Here is a 22,535-nt window from a genome sequence, read left to right as displayed (position 1 = left end):
GGGCGGGGATGATCAGGCCGCTTCGACGACCCGGCCGCGGATCGCCGCCGCCCACTCGACCACCAGCAGTTCGTACTCCGCGCGTTCCTGGGCGGACAGGGAGCCGTTCGCGCGCAGCCACAGCGCGCGGATCTGCTCGTTGACCTCGGCGGCGGACCGCACGGAACCAGGGGTCGTTAAATCGGGGGACATGCCGACCAGCCTAGGGCCATGGACTGACGGTGCGCTACCGGACGGCTACGCATCCCCTATGTCCTCGGTCACGTGCCCCGGTCACGTCCCGAACGGAACTCAGCCGGCCGACTCCGCCGCGTGCGGGCTGAGCGCCCCCGTGGCGACCAGGACGATGATCACGACGCCGAGGGCGACGCGGTACCAGACGAACGGCATGAAGCTCTTGGTCGAGATGAACTTCATGAACCAGGCGATCACCGCGTACCCGGTCACGAAGGCGATGACCGTGGCGAAGAGCGTCGGGCCCCAGGAGACGTGCCCGCCCTCCGCCGCGTCCTTCAGCTCGAACAGGCCGGAGGCCAGGACCGCGGGGATGGCGAGCAGGAACGAGTAGCGGGCCGCGGCCTCGCGCCGGTAGCCCATGAACAGGCCGCCGCTGATGGTGGCGCCGGAGCGGGAGACGCCCGGGATGAGCGCCATGGCCTGGCAGACGCCGTAGATCAGACCGTCCCTGACGGTCAGGTCGCCGAGCTCCTTGCGCTGCTTGGCCACCCGGTGCCGGCCGCCGCTCTCGTCCCGCGCCGCGAGGCGGTCGGCGACGCCGAGCACGATGCCCATGCCGATCAGCATCGCCGCCGTGAGCCGCAGATCACGGAACGGCCCCTCGATCTGGTCCTTGAGGGTCACCCCGAGCACACCGATCGGGATCGAGCCGACGATGACCAGCCAGCCCATGCGCGCGTCCTGGTCCCGGCGCATCTCCTTGTCCGTCAGGGAGCGGCTCCAGGCCGACAGGATCCGCCCGATGTCCTTGCGGAAGTAGATCAGCACCGCGGCCTCCGTGCCGATCTGGGTGATCGCGGTGAAGGCCGCGCCCGGATCCTCCCAGCCGGAGAAGGCCGCGGTCAGCCGCAGATGCGCGCTGGAGGAGACGGGCAGGAACTCGGTCAGCCCCTGGACGAGTCCGAGGATGAGGGATTCAAACCAAGACATGAGGTAGCGGAGTCCAAGTGCCGATCGTGGGACGGACGAAGGGCACACCACACCGCCGTGTGCGGTGATCGATGATCAGGCGCGCCGAGGGGGAAGCGTAGCGCCCCAAGATGAACCCCCCGCACGGGGGCGTTGCGGCTCGCCGCCGAGGAGGGCTCAGGCCGCCGTCGGGCCGCCCACCGTCCACCCCGGGGCCTGCGGGTGCGGCGTCAGCTCCGCGTGCCGCGCCTCGTCGCCGCAGGCCCGGCAGGTGACGACCGGGACGAACTCGTTGCCGCAGCTGTGCTCGAGCACCATCGGCAGGCCGCCGTCCCGGCGCAGATGGCGGTCGCCCCACTCCTTGAGGGTCAGCAGCACGGGCTCCAGTTCCAGGCCCGCCCGGGTGGGCCGGTACTCGAAGCGCTGCGGGCGTTCGCTGTAGGGGACCTTGGTCAGGATCCCGGCGTCGACGAGCCGCCGCAGCCGCGTGGCCAGGATGTCGCGCGGCGCGCCGATGTTGCGCACGAGCTGGTCGAAACGGCCGTTGCCGAGGCACACCTCGCGCACGACGAGCAGCGAGTACTTCTCGCCGACGAGCGCGAGCGTGTCGGCGATCGAGCAGGGGCGCGGTTCTCCGGTGGCGGCCATACGGCCGAGTCTAGGTGAGGGTTTGCTTTTCCAACTCGCAGGGCTATGGTGAGTTCGGATTTCCTACTCACCGGTACGTCGTTCCTGAATCGCCCCCGGTACCGCCCGGGCGGCCAAGGAGGCCCGCACCATGCGTGACGCAGTCGTCGTCGAAGCCGTACGCACCCCCATCGGCAAGGGCAAGCCGCACGGCGCCCTCGCCCACGTCCATCCCGTCGAACTCCTCGCCCACACCCTGCGCACCCTCGTCGAGCGCTCCGGGGTGGACCCCGCGCTGATCGACGACGTCATCGGCGGCACCGTCGACCAGGTCGGCGAGCAGGCCATGAACACCACCCGCTACGCCGCCCTCTCCGCCGGTCTGCCGGAGTCCGTCCCGGCCACCACGGTCGACCGCCAGTGCGGCTCCTCGCAGCAGGCCGTGCACTTCGCGGCCCAGGGGGTCGTCGCGGGTGCGTACGACCTCGTCGTCGCCTGCGGGGTGGAGTCCATGAGCCGCGTACCGATGTGGTCCAACGTGCCCGAGGGCAAGGACCCCTTCGGCCCCGGAGTCGCCGGGCGCTACCCGGAGGGGCTCGTCCCGCAGGGCATCAGCGCCGAGCTCATCGCAGCCAAGTGGTCGATCACCCGCGAGCAGATGGACGCCTTCGCCGTGTCCTCGCACCGCAAGGCCGCCGCGGCCTGGGACGCCGGACTGTTCGACGCGGAGGTCGCGCCCCTGGACGGCGTCACCCGCGACGAGTGCGTGCGGCCGGACAGCACCGCCGACGTCCTGGCCGGCCTCCGCCCCGCCTACCACGACCCGGCCTTCGCCGAACGCTTCCCGCAGATCGAGTGGAACGTCACCGCCGGCAACGCCAGCCCCGTCAACGACGGCGCCTCCGCCGTCCTCATCGCCTCGGGCGAGACCGCCGCGCGGCTCGGCCTGCGTCCGCTGGCGCGGCTGCACAGCTTCGCCGTCACCGGCTCGGACCCGCTGCTGATGCTCACCGGTGTCGTCCCGGCCACCGAGAAGGTGCTGCGCCGGGCCGGTCTCGGACTCGACGACATCGACCTGTTCGAGGTCAACGAGGCGTTCTCCAGTGTGGTCCTGGCCTGGCAGCAGGAGACCGGCGCCGACCTCGGCAAGGTCAACGTGCACGGCGGCGCCGTCGCCCTCGGCCATCCGCTCGGTGCCAGCGGCACCCGGCTCACGACGACCCTGGTCCACGCGATGCGCGAACGCGGCGCCCGTTACGCCCTGCAGACCATGTGCGAGGCGGGCGGACTGGCCAACGCCATGGTGCTCGAGAGCGTCTGACACCCCGCCGGTCGCCCCGGCGGCCGGCTCACCGTCCGCGCAGCCCGTGCCGCTTGCGCCACGCCACCGCGGCGCCCGCCAGGCCCGGCACGGCGATACAGGCCAGCGCGATCAGGAAGGCCGGGGACGTCGGCGTCGAGGCGCGGGCGCCGGCCACCACGTAGGCGGCGGTGTTCGGGACCGAACCGAGCGCCGTCGCCAGCAGGAACGGCAGCAGGCCCATACGGGAGACGGCGGCGCAGTAGTTCGACGCGGCGAAGGGGATGCCGGGGAACAGCCGGGCCGCCAGCATCGAGCGGAAACCGTGCCGGCTGAGCTGGTCGTCCGCCGCCCTCAGCCAGCGCCCGCGCAGCAGCGGACGCAGCGCCTCCTGGCCGAGCGCCCGCCCCAGACAGAAGGCCAGCCCGGCGCCCAGCACCGTACCGCCCAGCGCGGCGGCCAGGCCCAGCTGGGAGCCGAATAGCGCCCCCGCGGCGAGATTCAGCAGCGGGCGCGGCACGAACGCGACCGTGCAGACCCCGTAGGCCACCGCGTACGCCAGGACCGCCGCGGCCCCGCCCAGCCGGTCCGGCCAGCCGTCCGTCAGCAGCCGCTGCGGCTCGAGGACCAGCATCGCCGCCGCCGCCGAGGCGAGCAGCACGACGAGCAGGGACAGCCGCGACCACGGTGACAGCAGGACTCTCGCGCACCGGGCGGCGAGGCCCGTGGCGGGCGCGAGAGCGGGCGCGGCCGTGGGGACGGCGACCGCGAGGTCGGCCGCCGCGGCCCGGGGAGAGGCCGCGGCGGTGCCCCCGGAGCGGGTGGTGGCATCGAGCATCCGGTGACACTAACCGACAAATATGTGTGATCGCCGTAGTGTTCGTCTCATGCGCGTCACAGGAGCCGCCGCAGCGGCCGGGACACCGCCTGCACCGGGCAGCCCGCTGGCCGACACGGTGCTCGAGCGGCTCACCGCCGCCTACGGGGCGGCGGCCGATCCGGAGCGGGCCGCGGCCATGCGGGCGTACATGAAGGACGTCGCCCCCTTCCTGGGCCTGGCCACGCCCGTCCGCCGTGCCCTGTCCCGCACCGTCGTGGCGGGGCTGCCCCGGCCCGGCGAGGCCGACTGCACCGCCGTCGCCCTGCGCTGCTGGGACCTGCCCGAGCGCGAGTACCAGTACTTCGCCGTCGACTACCTGCGCCGCCACGTACGGCACTGCTCGTCCGGCTTCCTGCCCGTCGTACGGCACCTCGTCACCACCGTCCCGTGGTGGGACACCGTCGACCTGCTCGCCGCGCACGTGGCCGGCGCCCTGGTCGCCGCCGACCCGGGGCTCACCGCCGACATGGACGAGTGGATCCGCGACGACGACATGTGGCTCGTGCGCACCGCCCTGCTCCACCAGCTGCGCTTCAAGGAACGCACCGACACCGAACGCCTCTTCGGCTACTGCCTGCGCCAGTCCGGCCACCCGGACTTCTTCGTCCGCAAGGCCATCGGCTGGTGCCTGCGCGAGTACGCCAAGACCGACCCGGACGCCGTACGGGCCCTCCTGGCGCGCGAGCAGGGACGGTTCGCGCCGCTGTCGGTGCGGGAGGCGCTGAGGAACATCGGCGCGTAGCGGCCGCCCGGCCCGCTCCCGAAACCACCCGCTCCCAAAACCGTTCGACGCGGCGCGGTCCTTCGGCGATGATCGACGCCATGTTCCGGTACGCCTTCCACCTCGCAGCATCCGCGGTCGCGGATGCCCCGAAGGCTGCCGTTCCCGCTCTCCTCGCCGCAGCCGACGGCGCCCGAAGCTGACCCTCCCCGGATCGTCCGGCGGACCCCCCAGGGGGAGGGTCGGCCGGGTTGCCGGGGTCCCCGTCCCGGACGCGCGCCCGATCCGCCGCGCCCGGGGCCGTCACGCGTCACCACCGAGAGACTTCGAGGTACCGCCATGTCCAAGACGGCGTACGTCCGCACCAAACCGCATCTGAACATCGGCACGATGGGCCACGTCGACCACGGCAAGACCACCCTGACCGCCGCCATCACCAAGGTCCTCGCCGAGCGCGGCTCCGCCGGCTACGTGCCGTTCGACCGCATCGACCGGGCCCCGGAGGAGGCCGCCCGCGGCATCACCATCAACATCGCGCACGTCGAGTACGAGACCGGCACCCGGCACTACGCGCACGTCGACATGCCCGGTCACGCCGACTACGTCAAGAACATGGTCACCGGCGCGGCGCAGCTCGACGGGGCGATCCTCGTCGTCTCCGCGCTGGACGGGATCATGCCGCAGACCGCCGAGCACGTCCTGCTCGCCCGCCAGGTGGGCGTCGACCACATCGTCGTCGCCCTCAACAAGGCCGACGCGGGGGACGAGGAGCTGACCGACCTGGTCGAGCTGGAGGTCCGCGACCTGCTCTCGTCGCACGGCTACGGCGGTGAGTCGGCGCCCGTCGTACGGGTGTCCGGGCTGAAGGCGCTGGAGGGCGACCCGCGCTGGTCGGCGTCGATCGACGCGCTGCTCGACGCGGTGGACACGTACGTGCCCATGCCCGAGCGGTATCTGGACGCGCCGTTCCTGCTGCCGGTGGAGAACGTGCTCACGATCACCGGCCGGGGAACCGTCGTGACCGGCGCGGTGGAGCGCGGCACGGTCCGCGTCGGCGACCGGGTCGAGGTGCTCGGCGCCGGGGTGGAGACCGTGGTGACCGGCCTGGAGACCTTCGGCAAGCCCATGGAGGAGGCGCAGGCGGGGGACAACGTGGCGCTGCTGCTGCGCGGTGTGCCGCGCGACGCGGTGCGGCGCGGGCACGTGGTGGCCGCGCCGGGCAGCGTGGTGCCGAGTCGCCGGTTCACGGCGCGGGTGTACGTGCTGTCCGCCCGTGAAGGCGGCCGGTCGACACCGGTGTCGACCGGCTACCGGCCGCAGTTCTACATCCGCACGGCGGATGTGGTGGGTGACGTCGACCTCGGCGAGGCGGGGATCGTCCGGCCCGGGGACACGGTCACCATGACCGTTGAACTGGGGCGCGAGGTGCCGCTGGAGCCCGGGCTCGGCTTCGCCGTCCGCGAGGGCGGCCGCACCGTGGGGGCGGGGACCGTGACCGCCGTCGGATGAGGACGGTGTCCGCGTGCGCGGGGGACCGCCGGCCGGCTCGGGCCGGCCGCGCGGTTCCCCGCGCCCACCGGAGGCCTTGGCCACCCGCACAATGAGGGGGTGAACGAAGCCATACCCGTCAGCCGCGTCACCGACCACGGCACGGCCAGGCTCATGCCGGACGTGGACCGGAAGCGGGCCTGGCTGCTGACCGTCGACGGGGCGCCGCAGTCGTACGTCGACCTGGACGAGCCGACGCACCTGGAGTTCGAGTACGCCCGGCGGCTCGGCCACGTCCTGGACGCCCTCGCCGAGCCGGGCACCCCGCTGGACGCCCTGCACCTCGGCGGCGGCGCGCTGACCCTGCCCCGGTATCTGGCCGCCACCCGGCCCGGCTCCCGGCAGCACGTCGTGGAGTTCGACGGGGGACTGCTGGAACTGGTCGCCGAGCACCTGCCGCTCCCCGCGGAAGCCGATGTCACCCTCCACGCGGCGGACGCCCGCGCGTGGCTGGAGGCGGCCCCCGACGACAGCGCGGACGTCCTGGTCGCCGACGTCTTCGGCGGCTCGCGGGTGCCGGCGCAGCTGACCTCCGTCGCCTACGTCCGTGAGGCCGCGCGCGTCCTGCGGCCCCACGGGGTCTACCTGGCCAACCTCGCGGACTCGGCCCCGTTCGACTTCCTGCGGTGCCAGCTCGCCACCCTCGCGACGCGGTTCCGGGAACTGGCGCTGATCGCCGAGCCGGGGGTGCTGCGCGGCCGCCGGTTCGGCAACGCGGTCCTTGCGGCCGCCCACCGCCCCCTGGACATCACGCGGCTGTCCCGCGCCACCGCCGCCGACGCCTTCCCGGCCCGGGTGGAACACGGAGAGGCACTGCGGGACTTCACGGACGGCGCGCGCCCGGTGCGGGACGAGGACGCCGTGCCGTCACCGGAGCCGCCCGCGGGGGCGTTCGGCATCGGCTGACGCGCGGTCCGCGCCGGCACGGCGGTTGCGGCGCAACGGCCCGCGGCTCAGTCCCGCGGCACCTTCCTGGGGTCCCCGACGGTGCTCCCGGCACCGGCCGGCGCGGGAGCCGTGCCGGTGACGTGGCGGGTACGGCGGCGCAGGTCGCGCACGTCCGGGACGCACAGGACCGCCGCCGTGACGACCACGACCAGCGCGGCGCAGCCCCACAGTGCCTCCGGGCGGCCGAACGCGGTCTCCGCCGGGCCCGCCAGCGCCATCGCCGCCGGCACCAGCGCGACCGAGCCGAACCAGTCGTACGCGGAGACCCGGGACAGCTTCTCCTCCGGGATCTCCTGGTGCAGAGCGGTCATCCAGGAGACACCGAACACCTCCACGGACACGCCGGTGACGAACATCACCGCGCAGAGCACCCAGACCGGCGCGGGAACGGCCAGTGCCGCGGACGGCAGCGCCAGCGGGAACACGCACAGGGTGCCGACGAACAGCAGCCGGCGCGGCTGCCAGCGGGTCATCAGCAGCGCGCCCACCACCGTGCCCCCGCCGAAGAAGGCCAGCGCCACGCCCCACGGCGCGGCACCGCCCAGGTGGTCGCGGGCGACGAGCGGCCCGTAGACCGCGTCGGCCGCGCCGACGACCGCGTTGGCGACGGAGAACTGCACGACGACGCCCCACAGCCACGGCCGGCCGGCGAACTCCCGCCAGCCGTCCTTCAGATCGGAGAGCAGGCCGCCCCCCGAGGCGCGCGGCGGTATGTGCTTCACGTCGAGGAACGCCCGCAGTGCCGCGGCGACCGCGAAGGCCGCCGCGTCCGCCGCCAGCACCCAGCCCGGTCCGATCACGGCGACCATCGCACCGCCGAGCGCGGCACCGCCGAGGGTCGCCCCGTGCATCGCCATCCGGAACACCGCGAACGCCCGGCCGGCCTGTTCGCCGTCGACCGAGGACAGCAGCATGCCCTCGGCGGCCGGATTGAAGAACGCCTGACCGGTACCCCCGAGCGCGCTGAGGAGCATCATCTGCCACAGCCGCGCCTCGCCCGCCAGCACGAGCGCCGCGAACGCGGCCTGCGAGACACAGTTCAGGACGTTGGCCGCGACCATCACCCGGTGCCGCGGCAGCCGGTCCGCGACGGCACCGCCGATCAGCAGGAACAACACCAGCGGCAGGGTGCGGGCGGCGGCCACCAGACCCACGTCGCCGCCGTCGCCGCCCGCGCCCAGCACGGCGAACGCGGCGGCGATCAGCGCGCCGTGGCTGCCCAGGTTGGTCACCACGGCGGCGGCGGTCAGCAGGGAGTAGTTGCGGCCGGCCCAGACGGGACGGCGACGGAGGACGGAGGTCGGCACCCCGTGACTATCCACGGGCGGGGGCCGACTTGCCAAATGGATTGCCGGCCCCCCGGCCTGCTACGACTCCGTGGGCGCTTCCTCGGTCAGGCGCACCGTGCTGAGGATCTTCTGCACGGTCGCCTCGGGGATCTCCTCGTCGACCTTCGCGGCGCCGTACAGGTTCCAGGTGACGAAGTCACCGGCGCCGTTCTTGAACGCGAAGGTGATCGCCTTGCCCTCGCTGTCGCACTTGCCCTTCTGCGGCGTGTTCTCCGAATGCGCCGTCGCCACGTGGCCCTTGATGCCCGACTTCGTGGTGTACGCCTTCGGCGCCTCGAACTTCACGCTCTTCTTGTCGGGCTGCGTGTAGCCGCCGAAGATCCACCACGGCACCCGGGTCTCGGCCGCCTCCTTGGTGGTCTTGGCGCCGTTCTCACCGCGCGTCCCGGCGGTGGCGAGGGCGGTGTCCTCCTCACGGCCGTCCTTGTTGTCGTCGCTGGTGCACCACTTGGACTTCAGATACGCCGGGGCGGTGACGGTGGTCCTGCCCATCTCACCGTCCTTCTCCTCCCACTCGAAGCCCACGCTGGTGCCGGGAGTCTCGATCTCCCAGTCGCCGGGGACGTCGAACTTGGTGCCGAAGCGCGTGTTGACGACGACCTGCCAGCCCGGAACGGTCGCCTTCTCCCCGTCGCCGCCGCGCGGGTTGCTCCCCGAGGCGGAGGCGCTCGGCTCCGCTGAGGTGTCCTTGGAGGCGGTCGCGCTCGGCTTGGCGTCCTTCTTGCCGTCGGCCTCGTCGTCCTTGTCACCGCCGAGCACCAGGAACCCGGTGACACCCGCCGCCACCACCACGGCCGTCGCCGCCACGATGGCCACCAGCTTGGTCCGGTTCCCGCCGCCCCCTCCCTGCGGCGGCTGGGGCATGCCGACCGTGGACGGATCGCCCCACTGCGGTTGCTGCTGATACGGGTTCGGCTGCTGGTAGCCGGGCTGCTGGTACGGATTCGGCTGTTGGTACCCCGGCTGCTGGTACGGATTGTTCGACTGCGGGTTCTGCTCGCCCCCGGGCGGCTGCTGTCCTGGCCACATGGGCAGCAACCCTAGCCGCGCCCGGGACACGATTGGGTCACCGCCCTTTGACGGGGACGTAGCAACTCCGGTGCCGCCCGCATGGGCGCCCGGAACTACTCGTGGGTAACATGCGGGCATGAGCGCAGATCGGATGTCCGTCGGCGAGATGCTCGCCGCCACGGTGCCCATGGCCCGTACCCTCAACCTCCGGTTCCTGGAGACCACGCCCGAGCGTGCCGTGGTGGCCCTGCCGGACCAGGGCGACTACCACAACCACGTGGGCGGTCCGCACGCCGGCGCCATGTTCACCCTCGGCGAGTCCGCGAGCGGCGCGATCGTGCTCTCCGCGTTCGGGGACCAGCTCGCCCGCGCCGTGCCGCTGGCGGTCCGGGCCGAAATCGCCTACAGGAAGCTGGCGATGGGCCCGGTCACGGCCACCGCGACCCTCGGCCGCCCGGCCGCCGAGGTCGTGGCCGAACTGGACGGGGGCCGCCGCCCCGAGTTCCCCGTCTCGGTCGCCATCCGCCGCGAGGACGGCGCGGTGACCGGCGAGATGACCGTGGTGTGGACCCTGCGCCCGGGCGGCTGACCGCCACCACCCCGTACCGGGTGGAAGCGGCATCCCCTCGTCACGGGGTGGCGCCCGCGCCGTACGGGCCGTAGAGGTCCAGCAGCCGGACCCGGGCGGCGTGCAGCCGGTGGGCCACCACCTCGCCGGCCCACCGGGTGAGGTCCCGGCCGATCCCGGGGTCGTCGCCGCACAGGGCGAGGACGGCCGAGGCGTCGAACTCGTACGCCCGCACCGGAGTGGCCGCCTCGGCGCCCAGGTGCCACACGTGCGGCGAGAACAGCCAGGACCAGCCGACGAGTTCGTTGTGGCCCAGGCGTTCGATGACGGCCGCCCGGCGTCCGGGCACCCGCATGTCGAGTTCGACGGTTCCGGTGCGGATCACCCAGAACCGCTCCGCGTGACCGCCCTCGTCGAACAGCCGGGCGCCTTGCGGGAAGGACACCTCACGGGCGGTCCGCAGGAGCCGTGCCCGGTGTTCGGCGGGCAGGGCGCGCGGCATGCCGGGGGACGGGAGAGCGGACACGGCGAGCCTCCCGGACGGCACGTTGGGGACCGATGTCGTCCGTCGAGCGTCGCCCGGCCCGTCGCCCCGCGCCATGGGCCGTACGGCCCGGGGCACGGGGCCTTCGGCCCGCGTCGGCCCCGGCGCCTCCCTCCGGCCGTCTCCCGTCCACGTCCGTGCCCGCGCGGGCCCTTCGGCGTCGGGCCGGGACCTGCGGCCCCTGTTGCCGGGACCGGTCGTGGGCGACACTCGTGGTGATCACCAGACACCAGGAGGTCTCCACCATGACCCGCACCATCACAGTCGGACTCGACGGTTCCGCCGAGAGCAGGGCCGCCGCCGAGTGGGCGGCCCGTGAGGCGGTGCTGCGCGAACTGCCGCTGAGGCTGCTCCACGTCCGGCGGCCCGACCCGGGGCCCGCGGGCGAGCCCTCGCCGCACGGCGCCGGTTCGCGGGTGGACTGGAGCGAACAGATGCTGCGCAAGACCGCCGAGGGTCTGCGCCAGCGCCACCCCGGTGTCGAGGTCACCCACGAGCGGATCGACGGCATGCCGTACGAGGTGCTGATCAAGGCGGCGGAGGACGCCGAGCTGCTGGTGCTCGGTTCCCGGGGCCTCGGCGGCCTCGGCGGGTTCCTGGTCGGCTCGGTCGGATTCGTCGTCGTCGCCCACGCCGAGCAGCCCGTCGTCCTCGTCCGGGCCGGCGCGCAGGCCGCCGACGAGCACGAACCGGACCCCGCGGGCATCCCGTCCGCCGCCACGCACTACCGGCCCGTGCTCCTCGGCCTGGACGCGGACCGGCCGCACGCGTCGGTCATCGAGTTCGCCTTCGCGGAGGCGGCGCGGCGGGACACCACCCTGCGCGTCGTCCACGGCTGGGCCCTGCCCCCGTACTACGTCTACGGTCTCGCGGCCGCCCCGGAGGCGTACCACGGCGTCGCCCAGGAGGAAGCCGGGAAGCTGACCCAGGTGCTCGCCCCCTGGCGCGAGAAGTTCCCGCAGGTGGAGGTCGTCGAGGAGTCCTTCGGCGGCAGCCCGTCCATCCGCCTGGTCGAGGCGTCCGCGGAGTCCTCGCTCGTGGTCGTGGGACGGCGGGCCCGCCGCAACCCGCTCGGCGCGCACATCGGTTCCATCGCGCACGCGGTGATGCACCACGGCACCGCACCGGTCGCCGTCGTCGCACACGACTGAGGGAGACGAAAGCGGGCCGGCCCCTCGGGCCGGCCCGCCCGCCCGCGACGGACCCCGAGCCCCGCCGCACCACGGACCGGCGCGCGCATTGCGCCACATGGCGTCGTCCGGCCGCGCGAGGGGCATCGAAGCCCGGGAAACTGGTACCCCGCTCCTGGTGCCCGCACGGAGCGCCGCCCTCGGCCCCTCCGCCCGCCGACACCGCCCGACCACCCGGGCCGACCACTCGACGGAGTCATCCATGCCTGAGGACCAGGACACCCGGACCGTACTGAGCGACGAGGAACTGCGCACCCTGGACGCCCACTGGCGGGCGGCCAACTACCTCGCGGCGGGCCAGATCTACCTGCTGGCGAACCCGCTGCTCACCGAGCCCCTCCGGCCCGAGCACATCAAGCCCCGGCTGCTCGGGCACTGGGGCACCTCACCCGGGCTGAACCTGGTGTACACCCACCTCAACCGGGTGATCACGGCCCGTGGGCTGGACGCGCTGTGCATCTGGGGGCCGGGCCACGGCGGCCCCTCCGTGCTGGCCAACTCCTGGCTGGAGGGCAGCTACAGCGCGACCTACCCGGACGTCGGCCGGGACGCGACGGGCATGGAACGGCTGTTCCGGCAGTTCTCGTTCCCCGGCGGTGTGCCCAGCCATGTCGCGCCCGAGGTGCCCGGCTCCATCCACGAGGGGGGCGAGCTCGGCTACTCCCTCGCCCACGCCTACGGTGCCGCCCTCGACAACCCCGGACTGCTGGTCGCCTGCGTGATCGGTGACGGAGAGGCGGAGACCGGGCCGCTGGCCGCGTCCTGGCACTCCAACAAGCTCCTCGACCCGGTCCACGACGGTGCCGTCCTGCCGATCCTGCACCTCAACGGCTACAAGATCGCCAACCCGGCCGTCCTGGCCCGCCTGCCGGAACCCGAACTCGACGCGCTGCTGCGCGGCTACGGCCACGAACCCCTCCATGTGAGCGGCGACGACCCGGCCGTCGTCCACCGCGCGCTGGCGCGGGCCATGGACACCGCCCTGGACCGCATCGCCGAGGCCCAGCGCGCCGCCCGCGACGACGGCGCGAGCGAGCGGGTGCGCTGGCCCGTGATCGTGCTGCGCACCCCGAAGGGCTGGACCGGCCCCGCCGAGGTGGACGGAAAGCCCGTCGAGGGCACCTGGCGCGCCCACCAGGTGCCGCTCTCCGGTGTCCGCGACAACCCCGAGCACCTGCGGCAGCTGGAGGCGTGGCTCAAGTCGTACCGGCCCGAGGAACTGTTCGACGGCTCCGGCCGGCCCGTCGCCGACGTCCTCGCCTGTGTCCCCGAGGGCGCCCGGCGCCTCGGCTCCACCCCGCGCGCCAACGGCGGGCTGCTGCTGCGTGGACTCCCCATGCCCTCGCTGGACGACTTCGCCGTGCCCGTCGACAAGCCCGGCACCACCCTCCACGAGCCCACCCGGATCCTCGGCGACCTCCTCGAACGGATCATGCGGGACACCGCGGACCGGCGGGACTTCCGGCTCGTGGGCCCCGACGAGACCGCCTCCAACCGGCTGCAGGCCGTCTACGACGCCAGCGGCAAGGCCTGGCAGGCCACCGTCCTCGATTCCGACGAACATCTCGACCGGCACGGCAGGGTGATGGAGATCCTCTCCGAACACCTCTGCCAGGGCTGGCTGGAGGGTTACCTCCTCACCGGCCGGCACGGACTGTTCTCCTGCTACGAGGCGTTCGTGCACATCGTCGACTCGATGGTCAACCAGCACATCAAGTGGCTCAGGACCTCGCGCGAACTGTCCTGGCGGGCGCCCATCGCCTCGTTCAACTACCTGCTCACCTCGCACGTCTGGCGCCAGGACCACAACGGCTTCTCCCACCAGGATCCCGGCTTCGTCGACCACGTGCTCAACAAGAGCACCGACGTCGTACGCGTCTACCTCCCGCCGGACGCCAACACCCTGCTGTCCGTGGCGGACCACGCCCTGCGCAGCCGCGACTACGTCAACGTGATCGTGGCCGGCAAGCAGCCCTGCTACGACTGGCTGTCGATCGACGAGGCGCGCGTGCACTGCGCACGGGGCGCCGGGATCTGGGAGTGGGCGGGCACCGAGAACGGCGGCGAACCCGACGTGGTGCTCGGCTGCGCCGGTGACGTGCCGACCCAGGAGGTGCTGGCCGCGGCGCAGCTGCTGCGCCGCCACCTGCCCGAGCTGGCGGTCCGCGTGGTGAACGTCGTCGACATCGCCCGGCTGCTGCCCCACGGGGAGCACCCGCACGGCATGACCGACTTCGAGTACGACGGCCTGTTCACCACCGACAAACCGGTGATCTTCGCCTACCACGGCTATCCGTGGCTGATCCACCGCCTCGCCTACCGCCGCAACGGCCACCCGCACCTGCACGTGCGCGGCTACAAGGAGTCCGGCACCACGACGACGCCGTTCGACATGGTCGTCCGCAACGATCTCGACCGCTACCGGCTGGTCATGGACGTCATCGACCGTGTCCCGGGCCTGGCCGTGCGGGCCGCCGCCGTACGGCAGCGGATGGCCGACGCGCGCAGCCGCCACCACGCCTGGATCCGCGAGTACGGCACCGACCTGCCCGAGGTGGCGGAGTGGAGCTGGAACGCGTGAGCACCGGTCACCGCCTCCCCGGCCTGTGGGCGTCTTCCCCTCCGTGCGCCGGGTCCGCGCGCACGGAGGGGAACGCGGGACCGGTGGACCGGGAGGAAGTGGCGTTGCACGTCCGGGCTAAAACGTCCGGGTGTCCCGCCGCCGGGCGAGATCATCCTGGGCCGTCGTCTTCGGCCGGTTCGTCGCCCAGCTGCGCATCTTCGCCGGGCCGCTCGCGGGTGTGCTGCGGATGCCGTACCGGAAGTTCCCGGTCCTGGCCGTGCTGATCGGCGTGACGTCGATGCCGGTCCTGAAGCGCAAGACGAACGAGGCGGCACCCGCGCCCGTGACCGCGGGCGACTGAGCGCCCCACCGACGCGGAGAGCGGCGCGAGCGGCCACGCACGCCCCGCGGACCGCCCGCGACCTCAACCCCCGTGCTGTTCCCGGTGCGCCCTCGCCAGTTCGGCGTACATCGTGCCGTTGAGCGTGAGCCCTTCCCTCTCCTCGGGGCCGAGCTCCCGCCGTACCTTCGCGGGCACCCCCGCGACGAGCGACCCGGGCGGCACCCGCATGCCCTGCGGCACCAGCGCCTGAGCGGCGACCAGCGACCCCGCGCCGATCACGGCGCCGTTCAGCACCGTCGCCCCCATGCCGATCAGACAGTCGTCCTCGACGGTCGCCCCGTGCACCACGGCGTTGTGCCCGATCGAGACCCGCTCGCCCACGCCGACCGGGAACCCGGGGTCGGCGTGCAGCGTGCAGTTGTCCTGCACGTTGCTGTGCGCGCCGACGGAGATCCGCTCCACGTCGCCGCGCAGCACCGCCCCGTACCAGACGCTCGCGCCGGCGTGCAGCGTCACGTCCCCGATCACGGTGGCCGTGGGCGCCACGAACGCGTCCGGGTCCACCTGCGGCTCCTTGCCGCCGATGCCGCTGATCAGCGCCTGGTGGGTCATCGTCGCCTCCTGGTCGGGTGATGGGGGAACGGTACGCCAACCCGGTGGGGTGAAGATCACAGGGGCACCGGCCCGTCGGCACGGCACCCGCCGACTACGGTGAGCGGGTGCCGAAGCGCAAGAACACGTTCTCGTCCTGGCAGCGCCGCCTCGCTCAGCGCGCGGTCCACGCGGGCTGGGCCTGGGTGCAGCGCACGGGCTCGGTGACCGCCGAGCACCCCGGCCGCTTCCGCTTCGCGGCGATGGGAACGGGTACCAGGCTCGCCTTCCCGCTCGGCACGGTGTTCGGCGAGCCGTGGATCCGGATCGGGGCGCACTGCATCGTCGGCGAACAGGTCACCCTCACCGCCGGTCTGATGCCCGGCCTCGACCTCGGTCCCGAGCCGATCCTGCGCATCGGCGACGGGGTCGTCCTGGGCCGCGGCAGCCATGTCATCGCCGACACGACGATCACCATCGGCAGCGACTGCTACTTCGGGCCGTACGTCTACGTCACCTCCACCAATCACTCCTACGACGATCCGCACGAGCCCATCGGCAAGCAGTGGCCGCGGATGGAACCGGTGGAGATCGGTCCCGGCTGCTGGATCGGCACCGGCGCGGTGATCCTGCCGGGGGCGCGCATCGGACGGAACGTGGTGGTGGCCGCGGGCGCCGTGGTCCGGGGCACGGTGCCCGACCACGCCGTGGTCGCGGGGGCCCCGGCCCGGGTGGTGCGCCGCTGGACCTCCGCCGACGGCTGGCAGCCGCCGCTGCGCACCCCGGCGCCCGTACCCATCCCGGAGGGCGTCACCCCGGAGCAGCTGCGGGCGCTGTCGTTGCTCGACGAGGAGAGCGTGGCCCGGCTCGCGGAACTGGACGAGGGAAACGGGCACCGGCTCGCGGACGGCACCGCCCGGCTCGCGGAACTGGAACCCGGGAGCTGACCGGGCCTCACCCCGCGGCCGACAGCACCGGACCCACCGTGGCGAGTCCCGCCCCGGCCGTCTGCACCACCGGGCCAAGGACGGCGTTCCCGCGCCGCACGGCAACGCGGAGCACGAGGCCGCCCGCCGCGACGTCGGTGACCCGCTGCGCAGCCCGGCGGCCGTCGCGGACCACAGCCTGCCGTCCGCCTCGTTCCACGCACCCGTGGCTACCACGATGACGCCGAGCACGGCCGCCGCGACGGACTGCGCCAGACCCCACAACAGGCTGGTGGCCAGGGCGAAGAGTGCTGTCACGGCGGACCTCGCAGTACAGTGCGGTGAACGATCGGGTGCACCACGCCGTAGTCGAATAAGCTGAACTGCGTCATCCAATATGTTGGACTCGACGCCACGGAACGGACGGAATGTGTCGGACCTCGACCTGCTGACCCAGTCCCTGGCGCGCAACGTCAAGCGCTGGCGCGCCGAGCGCGGCTTCACCCTGGACGCGCTCGCGGCACGGGCGGGCGTCAGCCGCGGCATGCTCATCCAGATCGAGCAGGCCCGCACCAACCCGAGCATCGGCACGGTCGTCAAGATCGGCGACGCGCTCGGCGTCAGCGTCACCACCCTGCTCGACTACGAGCGGGGCCCCCAGGTCCGGATCGTCCCCGCCGACCAGGCCGTGCGGCTGTGGCACACCGAGGGCGGCAGCTTCAACCGGCTGCTCGCCGGCGCCGAGGCCCCCGGCCCGCTGGAGATGTGGGACTGGCGGCTCATGCCGGGTGAGGGCAGCGACTCCGACCCGCACCCCGCCGGCACGGTCGAACTCGTCCACGTCACCACCGGAGAGCTGACGCTCACCGTCGACGGGGCCGAGCACCGGGTGCCGGCCGGCGCCAGCGCCTCCTTCGAGGCCAACGTGCCCCACACGTACGGCAATCAGGGAGACGTCCCGATGGAGATGATCATGACCGTCTCGGTGCCGCCCGTGCACTGAGACACCCCGCCTGCGGCCCTCGGACGGCTGTTACGGTGCGGCCATGCGCGCACCCGTCGGAGACTTCGACCACGCCACGCCCGCTCCGGACTGCCTCGACGAGCTCACCGCCCCGGTCGCCGCCGCCGTCCGCGCCTGGGGCGGCGGCGTCCCCGCCGAACAGATCCTCTACGTCGACACCGACCCGCGCCGGGCCGACACGGCAGTCTTCGTCGAGCACTACGGCCGGGACCTGCTGGAGCGGTCGGCGAACTGCGTGGTGGTCGCGGGCAAGCGCGGTGGCGGGACCACGCTCGCCGCCTGCGTCGTGCTGTCCACCACCCGGCTCGACGTCAACGGCGTGGTCCGCCGCCGTCTCGGTGCTCGCAAGGCCTCCTTCGCCCCGATGGACACGGCCACGGGGGAGACCGGCATGGAGTACGGCGGCATCACCCCGATCGGGCTGCCCGGCGACTGGCCGGTGCTGGTCGACGCGGCCGTCGTGGACCTGCCGTACGTGCTCGTGGGCAGCGGTCGGCGGCGCGGCAAACTGCTGGTCCCCGGCAAGGCGTTCGCGGTGCTTCCCGGAGCGGTCGTGCTCGAGGGCCTGGGCGTGGCCTGAGGTCACCCGGGACCGCCCGGCCGGGTCAGGCCGGGCCCGCCGCGTGGTGGGCCAGCGGCAGATGCGGGTCCGCCGCACCCGGCACCGGTTCCGGATCCGCGTGGACCAGGGCCGCGGTCAGCCGGGGGACGGCGTGCAGCAGTGCGTGCTCGGCGTCCACGGCGATGCGGTGGGCCTCGCGCACCGTGGCGTCGCCGTCCACCACGACCGCCACCTCCGCGCGCAGCCGGTGGCCGATCCAGCGCAGCCGCAGCTCGCCCACCCCGCGCACGCCGGGAACCCGCGTCAGCGCCCGCTCGGCCCGGTCCACCAGCGCCGGGTCCACGGCGTCCATCACCCGCCGGAACACCTCGCGTGCGGCGTCCCGCAGGACCAGGACGATCGCCGCCGTGATCGCCAGTCCGACCACCGGGTCCGCGTACCGCCACCCCAGGGCCGCGCCGCCCGCGCTCAGCAGCACCGCCAGTGAGGTGAACCCGTCCGTCCGGGCGTGCAGCCCGTCGGCGACCAGCGCCGCCGAGCCGATGGCACGCCCGACACGGATGCGGTAGCGGGCCACCCACTCGTTCCCCGCGAACCCGACGACGGCCGCGACGGCGACCACCGGGACGTGTTCCACGGGGCGGGGGTCCAGCAGCCGGCCGACCGCGGTCCAGCCCGCGAAGGCCGCGGACGCGGCGATCGTCAGCACGATCGCGATGCCGGCCAGATCCTCGGCCCGCCCGTAGCCGTAGGTGAACCGGCGGGTGGCGGCACGCCGCCCCAGGACGAAGGCGATGCCCAGCGGCACGGCGGTCAGCGCGTCCGCCGCGTTGTGCACCGTGTCGCCGAGCAGCGCCACCGAGCCCGAGAGGAGCACCACGACCGCCTGCGCCAGCGCGGTCGCCCCGAGCACCGCCAGGGAGATCCACAGGGCGCGCATGCCCGGGGCCGAGGACTCCAGGGCGGGGTCGACCTTGTCGGCGGTCTCGTGGGAGTGGGAGGCGAGGAGATGGGTGAGGCGGTGGAGCAGGGAGGTCCGACGGCGGTGCTCGTGGTGGGCGTGGTGGTGCCGGTCGGTCACGATCGTCCCCTTCCGGTGCGTGCGGCCGTCGAGGTGGACGCGGCGGCGTCCACGGAGCCATTATGTGCGTATGAGCGCACGCATGCACCTGTCATCTGCGCACGATGCGCACCCGCACACTCCGGGCGAGGAGCAGTTCGCGCTCGCGGCGGAGCTTCTCGCGCTGCTCGGCGACCGCACGAGGCTGACCCTGCTGCACGCCCTGAGCGGCGGCGAGGCCGATGTCACCACGCTCACCGAGGCGTGCGGGGCGGCGCGCCCGGCGGTCGGCCGGCACCTGGCACGGCTGCGTCTCGCGGGGCTGGTGGACACCCGCAAGGAGGGCCGCCGGGTGATCTGCTCCCCGCGCGACGGCCACCTGCGGCGGCTGGTGGACGAGGCACTGAACGTGGCCGACCACCGGATCGGCGACCGGCCACCGCACGACTGACGGGCCCGGCTAGTGCCGCGCGGCCGTGCCCAGGTACTGCTCCGCGAAGGCGGCTGCCGCGGCGGGGGAGGTGAACAGACGGCGCAGCCGGGCCTGCGTGGTGCCCGCGCGGAACGGGTCTCCCGCCGCGGTGCCGTGGTACAGCTCGGAGAGCCACTGGGAGAACTCCTGGTAGTCCCACACGCGCCGCAGACAGTCCCGGGAGTAGCCGGCCAGTCCGCTCTCGTCGTCCCGGGTGAGCCGGGCGACCAGGGAGTCGCCGAGCAGGAACGCGTCGTGCAGGGCGAGGTTCATGCCCTTCGCGGCGATCGGCGCGACCAGGTGCGCCGCGTCCCCGGCCAGGAAGAGCCGGCCGAACGACATCGGCTCGGTGACGTAGTCGTGCATGTCCAGCACGCGCTTCTCGATCAGCCGTCCCTCGGCCGGCGGAGCGGCCCCGGCCGCCCCGAGCCGGCGCCGCAGCTCCGTCCAGACGCGCTCGTGCGGCCAGTTGCCCGGGTCGTCGCCGGGCGTGCACTGGAGGTAGTAGCGGGTCACCTCGGGGCTGCGGGGCATCTGACCGGCGAATCCGTCCGGGTGGCAGCCGAACAGGACGCAGTCGGCGGACGGCGGCGCCTCGGCGAGCAGGGCCAGCCAGCCGATGCCGTAGTCGTGCCGTGCGACCCGGGCCCGGTCCGGCGCGACGGACGCGCGGGTCACCCCGCGGGCTCCGTCACAGCCCGCGACGAAGTCGCAGACCACGACCTCCCGCCGCCCGCTCTCCGGGCAGAGGTACGACACCGAGGGGCGGTCGCCGTCCAGGTCGCACAGCCGTACGTCGCGCACGCCGAACCGAATCGCCCCGCCGCGCACGTCGGCGTACTCGCGCACCAGGTCCGTCACCAGCAACGGCTGGGGATAGACCCAGTGGTGGCTGCCCGTCAGCTCCCGGTACGGGAACCGGTACCGCTCCCCGCCGAAACGGAACTCGCACGCGGTGTGCCGTTCGGCCCGCTCCAGCAGGTTTCCCGCGAGGCCCCGCCGCTCCAGCCCGCGTACCGCCCACTCCTCGATCACCCCGGCCCGGGGCCGGCGTTCGATGAATTCCCGGGTCCCGGTCTCCAGGACCAGGCAGTCCACACCGGCCGCCCGCAGGATGCCGCCGACGGTCAGCCCGGCCGGCCCGGCGCCCACGACGACGACCGGAAAGCGTTGCGGCGCACCGGAGTCGGCGTGGGGTGAGCTCGGTGTCATCGCGTCATTATGGGGGCACGGGACCCTCCCGGCGCCGTGCCGTCGCGGACCGCTGGGGAGCGGTCAGCCCAGCCGGGGGATCTCGATCGCCGGACAGCGGTCCATCACCATGTCCAGGCCCGCCGCGCGGGTCCGCCCGTAGGCCGCCTCGTCGATGACGTCGAGCTGGAACCACACCGCCTTGGCGCCCTTGGCCACCGCCTCGTCCGCGACGGCCCCGGCGAGATCACTGTTGACGAACACGTCCACCACGTCCACCTCGAAGGGGATGTCGGCGAGTGAGGCGTAACCCCGCTCGCCGTGCACCGTCTCGGCCTTCGGGTGCACCGGCACCACGCGCTTGCCGAACCGCTGGAGCACCTGGGCGACGCCGTACGCCGCGCGCTGCCGGTTCGACGACAGGCCCACCACGGCCCAGGTGTCACCGACCCCGGTGAGGATCTTGCGGACCGTTGCCTCGTCGCCGTACACCGTGGGCCTCCCGGAGGTCGTCACCAAGCTGTTGCTCCGGACAACGAAGCACGGCACACGGTGATTCCCGGCAGCCGCCGCGGCCCGGGCGCGGCCGACTCTAGCGGCCGCCGCGCCGCGCGGTGCCGGAACGGCGAACGGCGACCCGAAATGCGTGCGAGATACCTGCGTACGCCCGCTCGCGCGCCTACGCTCGCCTCGTGCTGCGCATCACCGACGCCCGAACCGGCGAGCCCGTGGACGCCGCCCCCGCCCGGCGGGGCCTGACCCGGGTCGAGGCCCACTCGCGGGGGCTCGACCCGACGAACCTGCGGGTGCTGCTCGTCGCCGACCTGCTCGTCCGCGCCCTGGAACTCGGCGGCACGCCCGTGTGGGCGCTGCTCACCGGCGAGCGGCAGCAGGCGGAGCTCCGCGCCGCGGGCGCTGCCCTCGGTGTCCGGCCCTTCGAGGACGGCCGGGACGCCGGTGCCGGTCTCGGTGAGGCGCAGGTGCTGCACGTGGTGGGCGAGGGCGGCGAGACCCCCGACGGGGTGCGCCTCGCCGTGGCACCCGTGCACTGGGAGGCGCCCGGCCCGCCGGGCGACACCGACCCCGCCGTCCTGCGCCTGACCCTCCTCGCGCATCCCCGGAGCGAACCCGTGACGGTCGGCCCGGCCGCCCTGGGCGACGCCGGCGACACCCTCGGCCGCTGGCGCCGCGCGGTCGCCGCCTGGGCGCACCGGCCCTCGCGCCCCGTCCCCGACCCGGTGCGCGCGGACCTGCGCGCCGCGTGGGAGGACGACCTGGACACGGCCGGTGTGCTGGGCGTGCTCCGCGCGGTGGAGACGGATCCGGACCTGGCGGACGGCGCCCGCTTCGAGACCTACGCCTACGCCGACCGCCTGCTCGGTCTCCACCTCACCCGCGACCTGGGGTCACCGGCATGATCGAACGCGCCGGCGCGGGGCCCCTGCGCCGCCTGGTCGTCCTGCGCCACGCCAAGTCCGCCCGGCCGGCGGGCGTGACCGACCACGAACGCCCCCTCGCCGCACGCGGCCGCCGGGACGCGGCCGCCGCCGGGCGGGCGCTCGCCGGGGCCGACCGCCTGCCCGGCCTCGCGCTGTGCTCCACCGCCGTGCGCGCCCGGCGCACCTGGGAGCTGGCCGCCGCGCAGTGGGGCACGCCCCCGCCCGTGCGCCACGACCCGCGCCTGTACGACGCCGACGTCCCCGAGCTGCTGGCCGTGATCCACGAGGTGCCGGCGGAGGTCGAGACACTGCTGCTGATCGGCCACAACCCGGGACTCGAGGACCTCGTCCTGACCCTGGCCGACGACGGCCTGGACGACACCCTGGACCGCGTCCGCGCCAAGTTCCCGACGTCCGCGATCGCCGAGCTGTCCTGGCGCGGCGCCCGGTGGCGGGACCTCGCTCCCGGCGGCGCCCTGCTCACGTCACTGACCGTGCCCCGGGGCGGGAAGCGGTAGCCGCGACGTCCCGC

The 22,535-nt window shown here is 73.8% G+C and carries 25 protein-coding genes and 1 pseudogene; 14 read left to right on the top strand and 12 right to left on the bottom strand.

The genetic code is table 11. The features are described from left to right. Positions 1 to 12: 12 nt before the first annotated feature. From F1615_RS20745 to F1615_RS20735, 3 genes are all read right to left on the bottom strand, one after another. Positions 13 to 192, bottom strand: coding sequence for a hypothetical protein (locus tag F1615_RS20745; RefSeq protein WP_149550519.1), 180 nt, complete (start codon positions 190 to 192; stop codon positions 13 to 15). Positions 193 to 291: 99 nt separating this feature from the next. Beyond that, entirely contained in the window at positions 292 to 1,167 is an 876-nt protein-coding gene (locus F1615_RS20740; protein ID WP_149550518.1) for an undecaprenyl-diphosphate phosphatase, read from the bottom strand. A gap of 156 nt (positions 1,168 to 1,323) precedes the next feature. After that, complete coding sequence (locus F1615_RS20735) at positions 1,324 to 1,794, bottom strand: winged helix-turn-helix transcriptional regulator (RefSeq protein ID WP_149550517.1); 471 nt, start codon at positions 1,792 to 1,794, stop codon at positions 1,324 to 1,326. A 130-nt stretch (positions 1,795 to 1,924) separates the two neighbouring features. Here F1615_RS20735 and F1615_RS20730 point away from each other — a divergent pair, with 130 nt between their 5' ends. Then, positions 1,925 to 3,094 (top strand): thiolase family protein, encoded by a 1,170-nt coding sequence (locus F1615_RS20730; RefSeq protein WP_149550516.1) that lies wholly within the window; start codon positions 1,925 to 1,927, stop codon positions 3,092 to 3,094. Between the two features lie 28 nt (positions 3,095 to 3,122). Here F1615_RS20730 and F1615_RS20725 read toward each other — a convergent pair whose 3' ends face one another. Continuing rightward, a complete protein-coding gene (locus tag F1615_RS20725; RefSeq protein WP_149550515.1) occupies positions 3,123 to 3,911 on the bottom strand; it encodes a TVP38/TMEM64 family protein in 789 nt (262 codons plus the stop codon). Positions 3,912 to 3,960: 49 nt separating this feature from the next. On the opposite strand from F1615_RS20725, the gene F1615_RS20720 reads away from it, so the two are divergent. From F1615_RS20720 to F1615_RS20710, 3 genes are all read left to right on the top strand, one after another. Continuing rightward, positions 3,961 to 4,695 (top strand): DNA alkylation repair protein, encoded by a 735-nt coding sequence (locus F1615_RS20720; protein WP_149550514.1) that lies wholly within the window; start codon positions 3,961 to 3,963, stop codon positions 4,693 to 4,695. Positions 4,696 to 5,013: 318 nt separating this feature from the next. Next, positions 5,014 to 6,183 (top strand): elongation factor Tu, encoded by a 1,170-nt coding sequence (gene tuf, locus F1615_RS20715; protein WP_149550513.1) that lies wholly within the window; start codon positions 5,014 to 5,016, stop codon positions 6,181 to 6,183. Positions 6,184 to 6,282: 99 nt separating this feature from the next. Beyond that, positions 6,283 to 7,128, top strand: coding sequence for a spermidine synthase (locus tag F1615_RS20710; protein WP_149550512.1), 846 nt, complete (start codon positions 6,283 to 6,285; stop codon positions 7,126 to 7,128). A gap of 47 nt (positions 7,129 to 7,175) precedes the next feature. Here F1615_RS20710 and F1615_RS20705 read toward each other — a convergent pair whose 3' ends face one another. Both F1615_RS20705 and F1615_RS20700 read right to left on the bottom strand, forming a co-directional pair. Further along, on the bottom strand, positions 7,176 to 8,477 hold the full coding sequence (locus tag F1615_RS20705) for an MFS transporter (protein WP_149550511.1): 1,302 nt from the start codon (positions 8,475 to 8,477) through the stop codon (positions 7,176 to 7,178). A 60-nt stretch (positions 8,478 to 8,537) separates the two neighbouring features. After that, positions 8,538 to 9,548, bottom strand: coding sequence for a hypothetical protein (locus F1615_RS20700; protein WP_149550510.1), 1,011 nt, complete (start codon positions 9,546 to 9,548; stop codon positions 8,538 to 8,540). A 133-nt stretch (positions 9,549 to 9,681) separates the two neighbouring features. Here F1615_RS20700 and F1615_RS20695 point away from each other — a divergent pair, with 133 nt between their 5' ends. Then, positions 9,682 to 10,119, top strand: a complete 438-nt coding sequence (locus F1615_RS20695; RefSeq protein WP_149550578.1) for a DUF4442 domain-containing protein — start codon at positions 9,682 to 9,684, stop codon at positions 10,117 to 10,119. 40 nt (positions 10,120 to 10,159) lie between these two features. Here F1615_RS20695 and F1615_RS20690 read toward each other — a convergent pair whose 3' ends face one another. Next, a complete protein-coding gene (locus F1615_RS20690; protein ID WP_208818369.1) occupies positions 10,160 to 10,600 on the bottom strand; it encodes a cyclic nucleotide-binding domain-containing protein in 441 nt (146 codons plus the stop codon). 287 nt (positions 10,601 to 10,887) lie between these two features. Between F1615_RS20690 and F1615_RS20685 the strand changes: the two genes are divergently transcribed. The 3 genes and pseudogenes from F1615_RS20685 to F1615_RS20675 form a co-directional block, all read left to right on the top strand. Further along, a complete protein-coding gene (locus tag F1615_RS20685; protein ID WP_149550508.1) occupies positions 10,888 to 11,793 on the top strand; it encodes a universal stress protein in 906 nt (301 codons plus the stop codon). A 241-nt stretch (positions 11,794 to 12,034) separates the two neighbouring features. Continuing rightward, entirely contained in the window at positions 12,035 to 14,413 is a 2,379-nt protein-coding gene (locus F1615_RS20680) for a phosphoketolase family protein (protein WP_149550507.1), read from the top strand. Positions 14,414 to 14,570: 157 nt separating this feature from the next. After that, positions 14,571 to 14,756 (top strand): annotated as a pseudogene (locus tag F1615_RS20675) (DedA family protein); the annotation flags it as partial. Between the two features lie 63 nt (positions 14,757 to 14,819). Here the strand turns inward: F1615_RS20675 and F1615_RS20670 are convergent. Beyond that, positions 14,820 to 15,350, bottom strand: a complete 531-nt coding sequence (locus F1615_RS20670) for a gamma carbonic anhydrase family protein (protein ID WP_149550506.1) — start codon at positions 15,348 to 15,350, stop codon at positions 14,820 to 14,822. 107 nt (positions 15,351 to 15,457) lie between these two features. Here F1615_RS20670 and F1615_RS36865 point away from each other — a divergent pair, with 107 nt between their 5' ends. Next, complete coding sequence (locus tag F1615_RS36865; protein WP_149550505.1) at positions 15,458 to 16,276, top strand: acyltransferase; 819 nt, start codon at positions 15,458 to 15,460, stop codon at positions 16,274 to 16,276. A gap of 7 nt (positions 16,277 to 16,283) precedes the next feature. Here the strand turns inward: F1615_RS36865 and F1615_RS20660 are convergent, their stop codons facing one another. Then, a complete protein-coding gene (locus tag F1615_RS20660) occupies positions 16,284 to 16,475 on the bottom strand; it encodes a hypothetical protein (RefSeq protein ID WP_149550504.1) in 192 nt (63 codons plus the stop codon). A 210-nt stretch (positions 16,476 to 16,685) separates the two neighbouring features. On the opposite strand from F1615_RS20660, the gene F1615_RS20655 reads away from it, so the two are divergent. Next, positions 16,686 to 17,258, top strand: coding sequence for a helix-turn-helix domain-containing protein (locus tag F1615_RS20655; RefSeq protein ID WP_149550503.1), 573 nt, complete (start codon positions 16,686 to 16,688; stop codon positions 17,256 to 17,258). Positions 17,259 to 17,301: 43 nt separating this feature from the next. After that, positions 17,302 to 17,859 carry a YbaK/EbsC family protein gene (locus F1615_RS20650; protein ID WP_149550502.1) on the top strand — a complete coding sequence of 186 codons (558 nt, stop codon included), beginning with the start codon at positions 17,302 to 17,304 and terminating at the stop codon, positions 17,857 to 17,859. A 25-nt stretch (positions 17,860 to 17,884) separates the two neighbouring features. Here the strand turns inward: F1615_RS20650 and F1615_RS20645 are convergent, their stop codons facing one another. Further along, on the bottom strand, positions 17,885 to 18,922 hold the full coding sequence (locus F1615_RS20645; protein WP_149550501.1) for a cation diffusion facilitator family transporter: 1,038 nt from the start codon (positions 18,920 to 18,922) through the stop codon (positions 17,885 to 17,887). A gap of 70 nt (positions 18,923 to 18,992) precedes the next feature. Between F1615_RS20645 and F1615_RS20640 the strand changes: the two genes are divergently transcribed. Beyond that, positions 18,993 to 19,352, top strand: a complete 360-nt coding sequence (locus F1615_RS20640; protein ID WP_167533809.1) for an ArsR/SmtB family transcription factor — start codon at positions 18,993 to 18,995, stop codon at positions 19,350 to 19,352. Between the two features lie 9 nt (positions 19,353 to 19,361). Here the strand turns inward: F1615_RS20640 and F1615_RS20635 are convergent, their stop codons facing one another. Both F1615_RS20635 and F1615_RS20630 read right to left on the bottom strand, forming a co-directional pair. Beyond that, a complete protein-coding gene (locus F1615_RS20635; protein WP_149550500.1) occupies positions 19,362 to 20,585 on the bottom strand; it encodes a 4-hydroxybenzoate 3-monooxygenase in 1,224 nt (407 codons plus the stop codon). Between the two features lie 63 nt (positions 20,586 to 20,648). Continuing rightward, positions 20,649 to 21,056 carry a CoA-binding protein gene (locus tag F1615_RS20630; protein ID WP_149550576.1) on the bottom strand — a complete coding sequence of 136 codons (408 nt, stop codon included), beginning with the start codon at positions 21,054 to 21,056 and terminating at the stop codon, positions 20,649 to 20,651. Between the two features lie 161 nt (positions 21,057 to 21,217). On the opposite strand from F1615_RS20630, the gene F1615_RS20625 reads away from it, so the two are divergent. Beyond that, positions 21,218 to 21,982, top strand: a complete 765-nt coding sequence (locus F1615_RS20625) for a hypothetical protein (RefSeq protein ID WP_149550575.1) — start codon at positions 21,218 to 21,220, stop codon at positions 21,980 to 21,982. After that, a complete protein-coding gene (locus tag F1615_RS20620) occupies positions 21,979 to 22,521 on the top strand; it encodes a SixA phosphatase family protein (RefSeq protein ID WP_149550499.1) in 543 nt (180 codons plus the stop codon). Before F1615_RS20625 ends, F1615_RS20620 begins: the two co-directional genes overlap by 4 nt. Positions 22,522 to 22,535 lie beyond the last annotated feature (14 nt).

Source organism: Streptomyces marokkonensis (genome assembly GCF_008312835.1).
GTDB lineage: Bacteria > Actinomycetota > Actinomycetes > Streptomycetales > Streptomycetaceae > Streptomyces > Streptomyces marokkonensis_A.
The sequence above is the reverse complement of the archived record's forward strand: the minus strand, read 5'-3'. Positions and strand labels throughout refer to the sequence as shown.